The organism is Paenibacillus sp. JJ1722 (assembly GCF_048282685.1).
Lineage (GTDB): Bacteria > Bacillota > Bacilli > Paenibacillales > Paenibacillaceae > Paenibacillus > Paenibacillus polymyxa_B.
In genome coordinates, this window is sequence record NZ_CP182500.1 from 146,652 (window position 1) to 162,018 (window position 15,367).

Annotated in this window: 14 protein-coding genes and 1 tRNA gene; 13 read left to right on the top strand and 2 right to left on the bottom strand. The window is 46.0% G+C overall.

Annotated features, from left to right (window positions below; all coding sequences use genetic code 11):
• Positions 1–8 precede the first annotated feature (8 nt).
• The 9 genes from ACM1ND_RS00635 (at position 9) to ACM1ND_RS00675 (ending at position 9,832) form a co-directional block, all read left to right on the top strand.
• A complete protein-coding gene (locus ACM1ND_RS00635) occupies positions 9–1,778 on the top strand; it encodes a tetratricopeptide repeat protein (protein WP_023986482.1) in 1,770 nt (589 codons plus the stop codon).
• Positions 1,779–1,817: 39 nt separating this feature from the next.
• Positions 1,818–2,771 (top strand): thioredoxin-disulfide reductase, encoded by a 954-nt coding sequence (gene trxB, locus ACM1ND_RS00640; protein WP_013308252.1) that lies wholly within the window; start codon positions 1,818–1,820, stop codon positions 2,769–2,771.
• A 406-nt stretch (positions 2,772–3,177) separates the two neighbouring features.
• Positions 3,178–4,128 (top strand): ROK family glucokinase, encoded by a 951-nt coding sequence (locus ACM1ND_RS00645; protein ID WP_023986484.1) that lies wholly within the window; start codon positions 3,178–3,180, stop codon positions 4,126–4,128.
• A gap of 66 nt (positions 4,129–4,194) precedes the next feature.
• The gene (rapZ, locus tag ACM1ND_RS00650) at positions 4,195–5,094 is read left to right on the top strand and encodes an RNase adapter RapZ (RefSeq protein ID WP_013308254.1); all 900 of its coding nucleotides are present in this window, start codon (positions 4,195–4,197) and stop codon (positions 5,092–5,094) included.
• 12 nt (positions 5,095–5,106) lie between these two features.
• Positions 5,107–6,093, top strand: coding sequence for a gluconeogenesis factor YvcK family protein (locus ACM1ND_RS00655; RefSeq protein ID WP_023986485.1), 987 nt, complete (start codon positions 5,107–5,109; stop codon positions 6,091–6,093).
• A gap of 5 nt (positions 6,094–6,098) precedes the next feature.
• The gene (gene whiA, locus ACM1ND_RS00660) at positions 6,099–7,043 is read left to right on the top strand and encodes a DNA-binding protein WhiA (RefSeq protein WP_013308256.1); all 945 of its coding nucleotides are present in this window, start codon (positions 6,099–6,101) and stop codon (positions 7,041–7,043) included.
• Between the two features lie 136 nt (positions 7,044–7,179).
• Positions 7,180–7,449 (top strand): HPr family phosphocarrier protein, encoded by a 270-nt coding sequence (locus ACM1ND_RS00665; protein ID WP_013368811.1) that lies wholly within the window; start codon positions 7,180–7,182, stop codon positions 7,447–7,449.
• 272 nt (positions 7,450–7,721) lie between these two features.
• A complete protein-coding gene (locus ACM1ND_RS00670) occupies positions 7,722–8,483 on the top strand; it encodes an SIMPL domain-containing protein (RefSeq protein WP_013308258.1) in 762 nt (253 codons plus the stop codon).
• Positions 8,484–8,722: 239 nt separating this feature from the next.
• Complete coding sequence (locus ACM1ND_RS00675) at positions 8,723–9,832, top strand: PdaC/SigV domain-containing protein (RefSeq protein ID WP_254349147.1); 1,110 nt, start codon at positions 8,723–8,725, stop codon at positions 9,830–9,832.
• 126 nt (positions 9,833–9,958) lie between these two features.
• Here the strand turns inward: ACM1ND_RS00675 and clpP are convergent, their stop codons facing one another.
• Both clpP and ACM1ND_RS00685 read right to left on the bottom strand, forming a co-directional pair.
• Entirely contained in the window at positions 9,959–10,555 is a 597-nt protein-coding gene (clpP, locus tag ACM1ND_RS00680) for an ATP-dependent Clp endopeptidase proteolytic subunit ClpP (RefSeq protein WP_013368815.1), read from the bottom strand.
• Between the two features lie 210 nt (positions 10,556–10,765).
• Positions 10,766–10,840 (bottom strand) — tRNA-Arg (locus ACM1ND_RS00685).
• 269 nt (positions 10,841–11,109) lie between these two features.
• Between ACM1ND_RS00685 and ACM1ND_RS00690 the strand changes: the two genes are divergently transcribed.
• The 4 genes from ACM1ND_RS00690 to tpiA all read left to right on the top strand — a co-directional run bounded on the left by ACM1ND_RS00690 (position 11,110) and on the right by tpiA (position 15,366).
• Positions 11,110–12,147: a sugar-binding transcriptional regulator gene (locus ACM1ND_RS00690; RefSeq protein WP_023986487.1), complete on the top strand. Its 1,038-nt coding sequence runs from the start codon at positions 11,110–11,112 to the stop codon at positions 12,145–12,147.
• A 94-nt stretch (positions 12,148–12,241) separates the two neighbouring features.
• The gene (gene gap, locus ACM1ND_RS00695) at positions 12,242–13,252 is read left to right on the top strand and encodes a type I glyceraldehyde-3-phosphate dehydrogenase (RefSeq protein ID WP_023986488.1); all 1,011 of its coding nucleotides are present in this window, start codon (positions 12,242–12,244) and stop codon (positions 13,250–13,252) included.
• A 120-nt stretch (positions 13,253–13,372) separates the two neighbouring features.
• Positions 13,373–14,554, top strand: coding sequence for a phosphoglycerate kinase (locus tag ACM1ND_RS00700; RefSeq protein ID WP_025722932.1), 1,182 nt, complete (start codon positions 13,373–13,375; stop codon positions 14,552–14,554).
• 59 nt (positions 14,555–14,613) lie between these two features.
• On the top strand, positions 14,614–15,366 hold the full coding sequence (tpiA, locus tag ACM1ND_RS00705; protein WP_023986490.1) for a triose-phosphate isomerase: 753 nt from the start codon (positions 14,614–14,616) through the stop codon (positions 15,364–15,366).
• The last annotated feature ends 1 nt before the right edge of the window (position 15,367 follow it).

Consider the following 15,367-nt stretch of genomic DNA (forward strand, 5'->3'; position numbering starts at 1 on the left):
GGTTATTTATGAAAGGGAAACATCTGCGAGTATCGGAACCTAGCCCTAAAATTATTGCTTTGCGTTTCGACGCATCTTTCTTTTTTGAGAAAGCTGTGCGCTCGCTTGATCGCAATCATTATGACAAGGCATTGAAATATTTTCGCAAAGCCGTTGAATATGAACCGGATAATCCGGTGAATCATTGCAATATGGCGGGTATATTATCAGAGATGGGGGATTATGCAGGTTCGAATGAGATCCTGTCCTCTGTTCTAAGTGACGTAGACTCGTCGATGACAGAGTGTTATTTCTATATGGCGAATAATTACGCTAATATGGAGCAGTTTGAAGAAGCGGAGAAAGCATTGGTCACGTACCTGGAGGAGGACGAAGAAGGCCAGTTTCTTGATGAAGCGGAGGAAATGATGGAGCTGCTCTATTATGAGCTGGACCGTCCAACGAAGCTGAACCGCATTAAGGCCCGGCAGGGAGTAGTAGAGCATGATCAGGCTCGTGTCCTGCTGGAGGAGGGGAAATTTGCTCAGGCAGCCCAGTTGCTCAAGCAAATTTCAGAGGAACAACCGGATATGTTCGCTGCGCGGAATAATCTGGCGCTGGCGTATTACTACATGGGATTGTTCCAAAATGCTAAGGCTACCATTATTCAAGTGCTGGAAGATGAGCCGGGTAATTTACACGCATTGTGCAACTTGGCGATCTTTTATCAGCACGAGGGCGGCGGCCCGGAATTGGATCGTCTGGTGCAGACTTTGGCGGTTACTATACCGTTTCAGGAGGAGCAGGTATTCAAGCTGGCGACCACTATGGGGATTCTCGGACGCCACGAGGAGGCCTACAGACATTTCCGCAGGTTGCTTCATGGCGATGGAGAGAACAATGCGGACGCTTCTTTGTACCATTACACGGCGGTAGCTGCCAGCAATACGGGAAGATATGCGGAAGCTCGGCGGTTGTGGAGTCATTTGCAAAAGCAGGATGCTTCCTCGGAAGTTCCGCGGTTTTTCCTGTCCCGACTGGAGGAACTCCAGCAGGAGGGTACACCGCTGCAAGTGCTCAGCTATCATTATCATCTCCCGTTTGAGGAGCAATTCCGCATGTGGGAGAAGTTTGGTGCTGACCAGGTGCCTGACAGCATGAAGAAGGACCCGCTAATCCGATCATCCTTCTTCTGGGCCTTGCGCCACGGGGACCGGGCGACTCAGCTTCAGGTCATTCAGGCGTTAAGCCTGATCGGTGATGATGAGGTGCGTCAGGCACTGGAGTCCTTCGTAGAAGACCCGGACCAGGAGGATGAGCTGAAACGTCGTGCCTTGCAAGTATTGCAAGAGCTGGCGGAGCAGGGTGAGCAGAAAATGTACCCGGAAACGGAACATTCTGATCAGTCGGAGGTTGAGAACGATCCGCATACAATTGAAGGTGATGTATCTGCTTCCCCAGTCGATCCACAATGGCAGGCAGTGCTGGATAAGGTACTGACCGTCATGAGCAAGCCATCAGATCCGGCCATGCAGCACGATTTGAAATCGCTTTGGCTGGAGTATTTGGATCGGCTCGCCCCGGAAGTTCCGATGGTTCAGCATACTGAGGGATGGGCAGCGGCGCTGGAATATTTGACAGCCAAAATGCATCATCATTCAGTCACCTATCAGGAAGTAGCCGATCGTTATGGTATTTCCGTATCGACCGTAAGCCGCTATGCACGCCAGATTGACAGCGTGTGTGGTATCAAACAGAAGCTGAAGCAGCCGCTCTCCACGTTTAAAAAGCAGGTCTGAGACCTGCTCCAAACATCACTTAAAGGAGGCAACAAACGTATGTATAAATCCATAATTATTGGTACAGGTCCTGCAGGCTACACAGCGGCTATTTATTTGGCACGCGCTAACATGAATCCGCTGATCATTGAAGGGATGCAGCCCGGTGGGCAGCTTACTACAACGACCGAAATTGAAAATTTCCCGGGTTTTGAGCAAGGTATCCTCGGGCCTGAACTGATGGATAATATGCGCAAGCAGGCTGAACGTTTTGGCGCTGAATTTACTTCCGGATGGGTAGAGGAAGTAGATTTCAGCAAACGCCCTTTTAAAGTGAAGGTAGAGGGTAAAGGTATCATTGAGGCGGAGTCGGTCATTATTGCTACAGGTGCGTCCGCCAAATATCTAGGCATTCCGGGTGAGCAGGACAATGTAGGTCGCGGAGTCAGCACGTGCGCAACTTGCGATGGATTCTTTTTCCGCGGGAAAAAGATTGTCGTGGTTGGCGGTGGCGATTCAGCCATGGAGGAAGCGAGCTTCTTGACCCGTTTTGCTTCCAGTGTAACCTTGGTCCATCGTCGCGATGAGTTGCGGGCATCCAAAATTATGCAAGATCGTGCGCGTGAGAACGAAAAAGTACATTGGGCATTAAACCGGACTCCTCTGGAAGTTGTGACGGGAGAAGCTGGCTTAAAAGGTTTGAAGGTACACAATAATGAGACCAATCAGGATGAGCTGATTGAGGTAGATGGCGTGTTCGTAGCCATCGGGCATACACCGAACACAGGTTTCCTGAACGGACAAATTCATACCGATGAACACGGCTATATTGTAGTAAAGCCAGGCACAACGGAAACGAACATCCCCGGAGTTTTTGCCTGTGGGGACGTACAGGATAACCGTTACCGTCAAGCTATTACGGCTGCGGGAACGGGCTGTATGGCGGCTATGGACTGCGAGAAGTATCTCGAAGGCAGTGCTGTTCACGACTGGAGCGAAACACTGGATCAATAAAAGCGTGTCTATGGTATACAAAAAGGCTAACGGGAGAGCGAAGGAAACCTCTGTTATGCCGCATCTTTTGTTCAGGAAGAGAAAGCCTGCTGCGTTTGCACAGGCTTTCTCCTTTTTATGATTATAGAATTTATAAGTTTTCAGCGGAGCTGAACAATCTATAATCGCAAGAAAAATTTCCGTTAAGCGTGGTCTGGCTTCCTTGAAAGTACGTCAATAGACGTTTTTCTTATGGGTGCATGAGGTTAAAAATTCCGCTAATCGTACACTTTTCAACAAGGAAGTGTCCTTGACCGTAACGGGGGCTTCAATTATAGTTGGAACGTAGGATTACTATTATGAAGTAGGAATTGTAAGCGTATATTTCATACCAGGTTTTTAAGTAAACATAAAGGTGGCTTGGAACATGTCTGAAAGTATCTATGTAGGTGTCGATTTGGGCGGTACCGCGATTAAAGTCGGCATTTGTAATGAAAACGGACAGCTTTTGCACACATATGAGGGACCAACCGAAACCGATAAAGGTGTAGACGTTGTCATCGGTAATATCGAAAAATATGTGCGGCATATTGTTGAGCAATCTCCTTATGAGTGGGATCAACTAAAGGGTGTCGGTGCAGGCGTTGCAGGTTTTACGAATGTTCGTGATGGTATTATTGTCCTCGCTCCTAATATTGGCTTTCGTGACGTACCGATCCGTGCGCTCCTAGAGAACCGGATTGGCAAGCCTGTGAAAATAGACAACGATGCGAATGTTGCTGCGCTGGGTGAGGCTTGGGCTGGTGCAGGCAAAGGCATAGAAAACTGCGTATGCTATACCCTGGGAACAGGAGTAGGTGGCGGCATTATTATAAACGGTAAAATATACCAAGGTTCTTCGGGCATGGCCGGAGAAATTGGCCATATCAGTGTCGTACCTGATCTGGAGGCTATTCAGTGTGGATGCGGCAAAATGGGTTGCTTGGAAACTGTATCTTCCGCAACAGGCATCATTCGTATGGCCAAGGACGCTGTGGAACGTGGCGACCGGACCTCTCTGGCGCTGGAAGATCAAATTGCTGCCAAGGAAGTATTTGATGCTGCTAAAGCCGGGGATGAAGTCGCTCTGCGTATCGTGAACCGTGCTGCTTTCTATTTGGGGAAATCTATGGCAGCAGTTGCCGCTGTGCTTAATCCAGAGTTGTTTATCATAGGTGGCGGTGTTTCCAAAGCAGGCGACTTTTTGTTTGAAGAGATGCGTCGCGTGTACACCAAACTGGCACCTGAGCCCCTTCAAAAAGGGGTATCGATTGTTCCAGCTGTGCTGGGCAATGACGCAGGTATCGTAGGGGCAGCTGGTTTGTTGCTACGTTCCTGATCCACAGGTTACTGATAATACGGGTACTGGCATAGAGCGAAGAAGCAAAAGGAGAGGGAAGTCCATATGACAGATAACCTAAAAAATGCTGCGCCGTGGGCAACGCTCATTATTATTACGGGGATGTCAGGCGCAGGGAAGACCATTGCGGTTCAGAGCCTGGAAGACTTGGGCTTCTTCTGCGTTGATAATTTGCCTCCTGTACTGATTCCCAAATTTGCCGAGTTGATTGAGCAGTCTAACGGTAAAATAGGCAAGGTGGCACTCGTAATTGATTTACGCGGACGAGAATTTTTCACCGCCTTGTCTGAATCGTTGAATTATATTAAAGATCATTTTACGATTCATTGTGAAATTTTATTCTTAAATGCGAATGATGGCGTTCTCGTACAGCGGTATAAGGAAAGCCGTAGACGTCATCCGCTGGCTCCAGACGGCATGCCTTTGGATGGGATTCGGTTGGAGCGCAAGATGTTGGAAGAATTAAAAAGCTCGGCTACACAGGTTATTGATACAAGTGTGATGAAGCCTGCAACCTTAAAGGCGAGGATTATTTCACGATTTTCTCATCTGGAGAGCAGTATGCTTTCCGTGAACATTACTTCTTTTGGCTTCAAGTATGGTATTCCCATTGATGCCGATCTTATATTCGATGTGCGCTTCCTGCCTAATCCCCACTATGTGGACCAACTACGTCCCCACACGGGACAGGATAGCGATGTATATGATTATGTCATGAAATGGCCCGAGACTCAGGCATTCTTGACCAAGTTGCTGGATATGTTACACTTTTTGATTCCGCAATATCGCAAAGAAGGCAAAAGCCAGGTCATTATCGGCATTGGCTGTACTGGCGGTAAGCATCGTTCTGTTGCAATATCGGAGTATTTAGGAAAAATGCTGGGTGCCAGCGAGACAGAATCTGTTTCTGTTTCGCATCGGGATGCTGATCGGGACCGGCATTAATGAGGTGAAATCATGAAAGAGACCGGATCACAACGGGAGCGCCCACGTATTGTTGTTATGGGCGGCGGAACCGGCTTGTCCGTCATGCTGCGGGGCTTAAAGCAAAAGCCGCTAGATATTACGGCTATTGTTACAGTCGCTGACGATGGCGGAAGCTCCGGGATTTTGCGCAGTGAGCTGCAGATGCCCCCTCCAGGGGATATTCGCAATGTGCTGACTGCCTTGGCTGACGTGGAACCAGTGATGTCAGATATGCTGAAATACCGTTTCGGTGCGGGATCAGGATTGTCAGGCCACAGCCTGGGTAATCTGATTTTAGCAGCGATGACCGATATATCGGGAGATTTTGTAACGGCGGTGCGTGAGCTTAGCCGTGTATTTGCTGTCCGGGGACGCGTGCTGCCGGCAGCAGAGGAAGGCGTTGTGCTAAGTGCCGAAATGGAGGATGGCACGGTGATTACCGGAGAGTCCAAGATCCCGGAAGCGGGCGGACGAATCAAACGCGTCTTTCTTGAACCGACTCACGTGGAGCCGTTGCCTGAGGCTGTAGAGGCCATTAATGAGGCTGATGCGATTTTGATTGGCCCCGGCAGTCTATATACCAGCATATTACCGAATCTGCTTGTACCTAAACTCGCTGAAGCTGTAGTAAAATCAGACGCTATCAAAATATTTGTCTGTAACGTTATGACCCAGCCTGGAGAAACCGATGGCTATACGGTAGGAGATCACCTGCAAGCTATTTTTGAGCATGTAGGGCATCATCTCTTCGACTATGTCATTGTAAATAACGGAGAAATTCCACCCCAAGTACAGGAAATGTATGCCGAGCAGGGCGCTAAGCCAGTTCAAGTAGACATGGGCGAGCTGACCGATCGGGGATATAAAGTGGTGGCAGATACATTAGTTCTGTTCCGTACGTATCTACGGCATGATGCCGACAAATTGAGCCAGCATATTTACCAATTGGTACAAAACTGGATATTAAGAAGGAGGTGAGTCCCTTGTCCTTTGCGGCACAAACGAAAAAAGAGCTTACGATGATTGAAAGCCAGTCCTGCTGTGAGAAAGCGGAACTATCTGCGCTCATACGTATGCTCGGATCCGTACAACTGTCGAATAAAAGGGTGATATTGGACGTGTCCACAGAAAATGCCGCGATTGCAAGGCGGATTTACTCCTTGATCAAGAAGCATTTTCAACTTCATATCGAACTGCTTGTACGGAAAAAAATGCGCTTGAAAAAAAATAATGTGTACATTGTCCGTATTCCCAATGGTGTGCAACAGCTGTTAAAGGATCTTTATATCGTCTCAGAAGGTTTCTTGTTCACTGACGGGATTAATCGGGATATCGTTCGGAAAAACTGTTGTAAGAGGGCTTATTTGCGGGGCGCCTTTATGGCAGGTGGCTCTGTCAACAATCCTGAAGGATCGTCTTACCACCTTGAAATTTCTTCGATGTATGAGGAGCATTGTCAGGCACTCGTTGATCTTGCGAATGAATTTCATCTAAATGCTCGCTGTATTGAGCGAAAAAAAGGTTTTATTCTCTACATCAAGGAAGGCGAGAAGATCATTGAGCTGCTTAGCATCATTGGGGCGCATCAAGCCTTGTTCAAATTTGAAGATGTACGCATTATGCGCGATATGCGCAATTCCGTAAATCGCATTGTCAATTGTGAAACGGCTAATTTGAACAAGACGATCGGAGCTGCTGTCCGGCAAATTGAGAATATTAAGTTGCTGGAGCGGGAAGTTGGTTTGGAGACCTTGCCGGATAAACTGCGTGAAGTGGCAGAAATTCGACTCGCTCATCCCGATTTGAATTTAAAAGAAGTCGGGGAAATGCTCAAAGGGGTCGTGAGTAAATCGGGTGTAAATCATCGGCTTCGCAAAATTGATGAGATGGCTGACAAAATCAGGGGCGAAAATGGCCTGATTCCGTAAAAAGAATGTCCGTGGGGCTTTCAGCCCCGGTTTTTTTAGTTTTTTTTCTAGTGTCTGTCCCGGGTTAATGTTATAATGTGATAAATAAAATGGAGTAAGTAGTGTCCAGATTTATTTGATGAGGGGGTAAGCTGACATGTCAAAACATCCGGTAGTCGTACGCTTGAAAACAGGACTGCACGCCAGACCTGCTGCGTTGTTCGTACAGGAAGCGAATAAATATTCATCTGAGATTTTTGTGGAAAAAGAAGACAAAAAGGTTAATGCCAAGAGCATCATGGGTATTATGAGTCTTGCCATCAGTACAGGTACTGAAATCAATATTAGTGCTGAAGGTGCGGACGCCGAACAGGCTGTAAACGCTTTAGTAAGTCTGGTTAGTAAGGTAGAGCTGGAAAATCAATAAACAAAGATTTGCTTTGTGATATGGTGTATGCTCTTAGTGAAAAGCCCCTTTGGGGCTTTTTTTGTATCCAGAAAAAAGTCTTCGAAAACTCCTCCGTTAACTGTTTTATGGATGGATTTGTTGAATATAGACACCGTATTAAGTTCAAACTATAAATAATTAAAATCCCCGTGGTCATGCTCTGTTTCGGAAATTTGTACGCTTGGCTGCAACCTTTTTCCGTCTTTTCCGTCTGGAAGGTACAAACATTTTCAAGAAAGAGGTTGAATTCAATGAGACTTTGGACAAAAACAGTAGCCACGGCAGTTCTCGCAGGAGCATTAATGGCAGGGGGAGTAGCAGGCGGATTATGGACGGGGGCAGATCGTGCTTATGCTGCGTCAACAGCTTCGACGGTAAACGGTGTAATTAATGTGACTGGAAGCGGGGAAGTATTGGCGAAGCCCGATATTGCTTATCTCTCTATCGGTGTACAATCGGAAGGGAATACGGCAGCCGCTGCTCAAAAAGCCAATGCTACAAAATTGAACAAGGTTACACAACTGCTGAAAGAAAAGTGGAGCATTAGTGCAGATGACATTCAGACCAGCCAGTTTTATGTACAGCCTAACTACACCTATAACGAAAAAGAAGGGCAGAAGCTCAAAGGCTACACTGCCAACCATACACTTTCCGTCAAATACCGCGATTTGGATAAAATCGGTCAGTTGTTGGATGAGGCGACCAAGTCCGGAGCCAATAACGTAGATAATGTACGTTTTTCCGTGGAAAATCCTTCGACTTATGAAGAAGAAGCCATTACTAAGGCATTGGGAAGCGCACAATCTAAAGCCAGTGCTGTAGCTAAGGCAGCCAAACGCGGGTTAGGTGCTCTTGTGAGTGTGACGGTAGATGGCGGAGAAGCACAAATCTTTACACAACGTGAAAATGCCATGTCAAAATCGCTCTTGGACGTAGCAGGTGGCGGGACAGAGATACAATCGGGGCAAGTAACAGTGAAAGTTCAGGTGTCGGCTCAATACGAAATGAACTAATATAGATCATCAAACGAAGCCACAAGCGGCCAGCATCATGTGCAGGCTGGCTTGCTGGCTTTTTTTGTATACCGAAACCTTTTTGTAATGAGTCTGTCATAGCTAAGAGTTATTAGGTGTACATATTGAAATCGGAGAGTGTACAGATTGTAAACTACATACAATAGGGTATAGATATAATAATAAAAGTAGTTATCACACATAGACAATACAGATCATTAACAGGAGGAATATTTAATATGAGTAAGCATGCAAAAAAATGGGGTTCAGCACTGCTGGCGGCAGGGATTTTCGCAGGAGTCACAGCTGTTCCCGTTTCCTATATCCAGGCAGCATCGACGAAACAGCAGCAAGCGACAACACAGCAACCAGGAATCACCATCCAATGGAATGGTAAAACGTTGCCCGCTAAAGGTGTCCAAGTGAACGGGAGTACAATGATTCCGGTGGCCGCACTGCGCGACAGCTTGGGGATTCCAGTAAGCTATGATGCGAAAACAGCGACATATACCGTAGGTAGCGGGTACAATAAACTTTACATTATGGCTTCTTCCTCGGATGCCTACGTCAACGTCAATGGAATCAATACACGTAGTATGGATGCCAAACAGATCGCTGGGAAGCTATATATTCCTATGAGTTTGCTGAAAGACTATCTGGGCATAGATGCTCAATGGAATGCAGCTCAGAAAACAGTAACGCTGAGTAAAAGCCAGCTAAATCCGATTACAATTGCGTCTCAAACACTTCCAGCTTCGAGTAGTGCGAAGGTGTCCTACAAAATTAAGTACCCGCAAATCAGCGGTAGCCAGCTGAATTCTGAGGCTCAACAGGCCATTAACAATGTGCTTAAAAAGCATGCAGAAGGTATATTGGCAGCAGGCAAAAAGATGATGGCTGAGGGAGAGGCTACAACAGAAAGACCGTATGAGTTCGGAAATGATTTTGTGATTGCCTATAACAAAGATGGTATTCTGAGTGTGATTATGCAGGACTACTCGTATACGGGTGGCGCGCATGGCATGACGGCACGTAAAGGATATACGTTCTCGCTCGCTGATGGTAAACTGCTGCAATTGTCTGACGTATTGAAGGCAAATCCGAACTACAAAAAGTTTCTCAATGCTGATTTGAAGAAAAAAATCGATGCACTTCAGGCTGGCGAAGGATTCGGCAAATTTAAAGAGCTGGCGGCAGATCAGAATTTTTATGTGACTAACAGTGGAGTAACAATCGTGTTTGATTTGTATGATTATGCGCCATACGCGTATGGAATTCCTGAGTTCACCTACTCGTTCGGTCAACTGCTGCCTCAAGGTGGAAAGCCTTTTGCGGGACAGAATGAATAGTAGAAATAAATAAGTCCAATTGTCTATAACCTAAAAAACAATAAAGCAAAAAAGCTGCCTACCGGATAAGGACATCCGGAGCAGCTTTTTCATTTACCAGTTATCGAAAGAGGTAAATTTCTTCTCTTATACACCTTCTGGAGAGGAGCTAGTTAGCACTTTATCAATAATACCGTATTCCTTGGCATCATCAGCAGACATGAAGTAGTCACGGTCTGTATCTTTTTCAATGCGCTCCAGTGGTTGGCCTGTGCGATCTGCGAGAATGCGGTTCAGTTTATCACGCATTTTCAGAATGCGGCGTGCGCGGATTTCGATATCCGTTGCCTGACCTTGTGCACCACCCAGGGGTTGGTGAATCATAATTTCACTGTTTGGCAAAGCGAAACGTTTACCTTTGGCGCCTGCATTCAGCAAAAACGCGCCCATGGAAGCCGCCATACCTACGCAAATCGTAGATACGTCAGGTTTAATGTATTGCATCGTATCGAAAATGGCCATACCAGCTGTAATGGAACCGCCAGGGCTGTTAATATACAAGTGAATATCTTTTTCAGGATCTTCGGCAGCCAAAAACAGCATTTGCGCAATTATAGAGTTGGCTACAACGTCATTGACGTCCGAGCCTAACAAAATAATGCGATCCTTTAACAGTCTGGAATAAATGTCATAGGCGCGTTCGCCGCGGTTACTTTGTTCTACTACCATAGGAACATAGCTCACGTCAAAAAACCTCCCTTAAATATCGTTAGTGGATTTGGTGGACATGCCGATTACACGTCCCTTATTTATAAACTGTTACCGTAATAACCACATGATAAACAATTTCAAACAAAAAGTCAAAGAAAGTCAAACTAATGATTAAAAAAAAGAGCCCTCAGCGCTCTTATTGGTTAAAACATTATATAGAAGCATCTAAGCGTTCATTTAAAATGGCGCGCCCGCGAGGAATCGAACCTCGATCTCAGGCTCCGGAGGCCTACGTCATATCCGTTGGACCACGGGCGCATAGTTGATTCAATGCAAACAACTAACTAATTAAACAGTTAATTGGAAACAAAGATGATTATATGATATACAGCAGTGAATTGCAAGCTTTTATTAAATGCGCATATTCAGATAAATGGTTGAGAAATATAGGTTCAGATAGACTTGCATATGGAGCAAATATTGGTTAAGATATACGTGGGACTTAAAAAGTTATCCCGGGACGTTTTGAGACCAGTTAGAGATAGAGCATTAGAGACAGAACTTAGAAGTGTGCGGGAGTGGAAAGCATGCGAAAGATATTAGAAATACAGAAGCAGCTTCTGCCCGACCTCATGGATGTTTTGAAAAAAAGGTACACGATCCTGCATCAGATTATGCTGTCCGATGTTGTTGGACGCAGAACACTGGCAGCTTCACTGAACATGACTGAGCGCGTGTTGCGCGCCGAAACCGATCTTCTTAAAGCTCAGGGGCTAATTGAGATTGAGAGTGTAGGCATGAAGGTGAGCAAAGCAGGACTGGATCTGCTGGAACAGCTGGAGCCGATTGCGAACAACTTGTTCGGCCTGTCCCAATTGGAGGACCAGATTCGTCAAGCCTATGGTTTGAGGAAGGTGGTTGTCGTTCCAGGGGATTCGGATGCTTCTCCGTTAACAAAGCAGGAGCTGGGGCGCGCTGGAGCAAAAGCGTTGCTGAGTGTTATGGACGACGAGGATGTGGTCGCTGTAACAGGTGGCACGACAATTGCCGACGTGGCGGAACAACTGGCACTACCTTCTAATGGCCCACTTAAGGGTGGGTGGTTTGTACCGGCACGCGGGGGTTTGGGAGAAAGCATGGAAATGCAGGCCAACACAATTGCTTCCACAATGGCTCGCAAGGTAGGCGCTCAATACCGTCTGCTCCATGTACCGGATTTGCTCAGCAATCATGCTTACAACTCCTTGCTTGAAGATACGAACATTCAGGATATATTGAACCTGATTCGCGAGAGTCGTATCATCATTCACGGGATAGGCAACGCCATAGCGATGGCACATAGACGTAAACTTGATCCCGAAACCTTTGCCCAGATCAGCAGTGAAGGAGCGGTAGCTGAATCGTTTGGTTATTACTTTAACGAAGATGGCGTCGTTGTTCACAGAATGCTGACGCTTGGACTCCGATTGGAGGACATTAGGCGTACCGATACGGTTCTAGGTGTAGCTGGAGGCAAAAACAAGGCGGCCGCTATTCATGCGGTACTGCGTTTCGGGCAAGAGGACATTCTAGTCACCGACGAAGGCGCTGCTGTTGAGATTGTAAGTCGTTATTTAAATGATTAATATAGGATTTATGAATATTGTTGTCTTGACGGGCTTTCGGGTCTGTCTTGAATATATAAAACTAAACTAAACGAACTTTGGGAGGAACTCACTCATGACAGTTAAAGTTGGTATTAACGGTTTCGGACGTATTGGACGCCTTGCTTTCCGCCGGATTCAAAATGTGGAAGGTATTGAAGTAGTAGCAATCAATGACTTGACAGATTCCAAAATGTTGGCACATTTGTTGAAATATGATACAACACAAGGTAATTTCCAAGGACAAGTAGAAGTACATGACGGCTTCTTCAAAGTAAACGGTAAAGAAGTTAAAGTTTTGGCTAACCGCAACCCTGAAGAACTGCCTTGGGGAGACCTGGGTGTAGACATCGTTCTGGAATGTACAGGTTTCTTCACAACTAAAGAAGCTGCTGAGAAACATTTGAAAGGCGGCGCTAAAAAAGTTGTTATCTCCGCTCCAGCTACTGGCGACATGAAAACTGTCGTTTACAACGTAAACCATGAAATTCTGGACGGAACTGAAACTGTAATCTCCGGTGCTTCTTGCACAACAAACTGCCTGGCTCCTATGGCTAAAACACTGCAAGATAAATTTGGTATCGTTGAAGGCTTGATGACTACAATTCATGCTTACACTGGCGACCAAAACACTTTGGATGCTCCACATGCTAAAGGAGACTTCCGTCGTGCTCGTGCAGCAGCTGAAAACATCATTCCTAACACAACTGGTGCTGCTAAAGCAATCGGTTTGGTTATCCCTGAGTTGAAAGGTAAATTGGATGGCGCGGCTCAACGTGTTCCAGTACCTACAGGTTCCCTGACTGAGCTGGTAACAGTTCTGGAGAAAAACGTAACTGCTGAAGAAATCAACGCTGCGATGAAAGAAGCTTCCGATCCTGAAACTTATGGATACACTGAAGATCAAATCGTTTCTTCCGACATCAAAGGTCTTACTTTCGGTTCTTTGTTTGATGCAACTCAAACTAAAGTTCTGACTGTTGGCGACAAACAACTGGTGAAAACTGTAGCTTGGTATGACAATGAAATGTCTTACACTGCACAATTGATCCGCACGTTGGAATACTTCGCAAAACTGGCTAAATAAGAACAGTCTTATTGAGCAACATCATAGAGCGGAAACAGGTTATTGTTTCCGCTCTTTATATATCAAATGTGCCTTGAATTCCTGATTCGTAAAATTATAAGGGTGCGGAGGAATATGGAGATGAACAAAAAGAGCGTACGTGATATAGAACTGAATGGAAAACGGGTGTTTGTTCGTGTAGATTTTAACGTTCCGGTTGAGGACGGTAAAATTACGGATGACAAGCGTATTCGTGAAACCTTGCCAACCATTAACTACCTGATTGAAAAAGGTGCAAAAGTTATTTTGGCGAGTCACTTTGGACGTCCAAAAGGTCAGGTTGTTGAATCCATGCGTCTGACTCCTGTTGGCGTACGTTTGTCTGAGCTGCTGAAAAAACCAGTAGTTAAAGTGGACGAATCGGTAGGCGAAGCTGTTAAAGCGAAAGTGGCTGAACTGCAAAACGGCGACGTGCTGTTGCTTGAAAATGTACGTTTCTATGCAGGAGAAGAAAAGAATGATCCTGAATTGGCGAAGCAATTTGCTGAATTGGCAGACGTTTTCGTGAATGACGCATTTGGTGCAGCACACCGTGCTCATGCTTCCACAGAAGGTATCGCGCATCTTCTTCCGGCTGTTTCCGGCCTGCTGATGGAGAAAGAATTGTCTGTAATCGGTAAAGCTCTTTCAAACCCAGATCGTCCTTTTACAGCCATTATCGGCGGTTCCAAGGTAAAAGACAAAATCGACGTGATTGACAACCTGCTGAACATTGCAGATAACGTAATCATTGGCGGTGGTTTGGCTTATACATTCTTCAAAGCTCAAGGTCATGAAGTGGGTCAATCTCTACTGGATGAATCCAAACTGGACGTAGCTCTTGGATTTATCGAAAAAGCGAAGAAGCTCGGCAAAAACTTCTACCTTCCGGTTGATATTGTTGTATCTGACGATTTCAGCGCTACGGCGAACACAAACATTGTGGATATCGACGGCATTCCTGCAGATTGGGAAGGCGTGGACATCGGACCGAAAACACGTAAAATCTATGCAGATGTGATCAAAAACTCCAAATTGGTTGTTTGGAATGGACCAATGGGCGTATTTGAAATCGAACCTTTCGCTGGTGGTACTCGTGAAGTAGCGGAAGCTTGCGCAACAACTGAAGCATACACCATCATTGGTGGCGGTGATTCAGCGGCTGCGGCTGAAAAATTCCACTTGGCTGACAAAATGGATCATATCTCCACTGGCGGCGGCGCATCTCTGGAATTTATGGAAGGCAAAGCACTTCCGGGTGTTGTTGCACTTAACGATAAATAATCAAACGCACTATGCGTGAATAAAGCTTTAGGGCACCTAATAGTTAGGAGTTGAAACCATTGAGAACACCGATTATCGCGGGTAACTGGAAGATGTTTAAAACCGTACCAGAAGCTAAAACTTTCATCGAGGAGATCAAAGGCAAAGCAGAGGTTGCAGGAGTGGAAAGCGTGATTTGCGCACCATTTACGAATCTTCCTGCTCTGGTTGAAGCAGTAAAAGGCACGTCTATTAAAATTGGCGCACAAAACCTGCACTTTGCAGAAGATGGCGCATTTACAGGTGAAATTAGCGGTGGAATGCTAAAAGATCTGGGCGTAGACTACGTTGTAATCGGACACTCCGAGCGTCGTGAATATTTTAATGAAACAGACGAAACGGTGAACAAAAAGGTTCATGCAGCATTCCGTCATGACCTGACTCCAATCGTATGTGTAGGCGAAAAGCTGGAAGATCGTGAAGCTGGACAAACCAAAGAGGTTGTAAAAGTGCAAACTGTAGCAGCTTTTGCTGGTTTGGCTAAGGATCAGGCTGCACAAGTAGTTGTTGCTTATGAGCCAATCTGGGCCATTGGAACAGGCAAATCCTCCACTTCGCAGGATGCGAATGAAGTGATTTCCTATATCCGTAGTCTGATTAAAGAGCTGTATGATGAAAATACAGCAAATGCTGTACGTATTCAGTATGGTGGCAGTGTAAAACCTGAAAATGTTACTGAGTACCTGGGTCAAAGCGATATCGACGGCGCGCTTGTGGGCGGTGCCAGTCTTCAACCGGCGTCGTACATCGCGCTTGTTGAGGGGGCGAAGTAAG

Coding starts and splice junctions, on each gene's coding strand:
- ACM1ND_RS00635 (WP_023986482.1), top strand. CDS start 9: ATGAAAGGGAAACATCTGCGAGTATCGGAACCTAGCCCTAAAATTATT.
- trxB (WP_013308252.1), top strand. CDS start 1,818: ATGTATAAATCCATAATTATTGGTACAGGTCCTGCAGGCTACACAGCG.
- ACM1ND_RS00645 (WP_023986484.1), top strand. CDS start 3,178: ATGTCTGAAAGTATCTATGTAGGTGTCGATTTGGGCGGTACCGCGATT.
- rapZ (WP_013308254.1), top strand. CDS start 4,195: ATGACAGATAACCTAAAAAATGCTGCGCCGTGGGCAACGCTCATTATT.
- ACM1ND_RS00655 (WP_023986485.1), top strand. CDS start 5,107: ATGAAAGAGACCGGATCACAACGGGAGCGCCCACGTATTGTTGTTATG.
- ACM1ND_RS00665 (WP_013368811.1), top strand. CDS start 7,180: ATGTCAAAACATCCGGTAGTCGTACGCTTGAAAACAGGACTGCACGCC.
- ACM1ND_RS00670 (WP_013308258.1), top strand. CDS start 7,722: ATGAGACTTTGGACAAAAACAGTAGCCACGGCAGTTCTCGCAGGAGCA.
- ACM1ND_RS00675 (WP_254349147.1), top strand. CDS start 8,723: ATGAGTAAGCATGCAAAAAAATGGGGTTCAGCACTGCTGGCGGCAGGG.
- ACM1ND_RS00690 (WP_023986487.1), top strand. CDS start 11,110: ATGCGAAAGATATTAGAAATACAGAAGCAGCTTCTGCCCGACCTCATG.
- gap (WP_023986488.1), top strand. CDS start 12,242: ATGACAGTTAAAGTTGGTATTAACGGTTTCGGACGTATTGGACGCCTT.
- ACM1ND_RS00700 (WP_025722932.1), top strand. CDS start 13,373: ATGAACAAAAAGAGCGTACGTGATATAGAACTGAATGGAAAACGGGTG.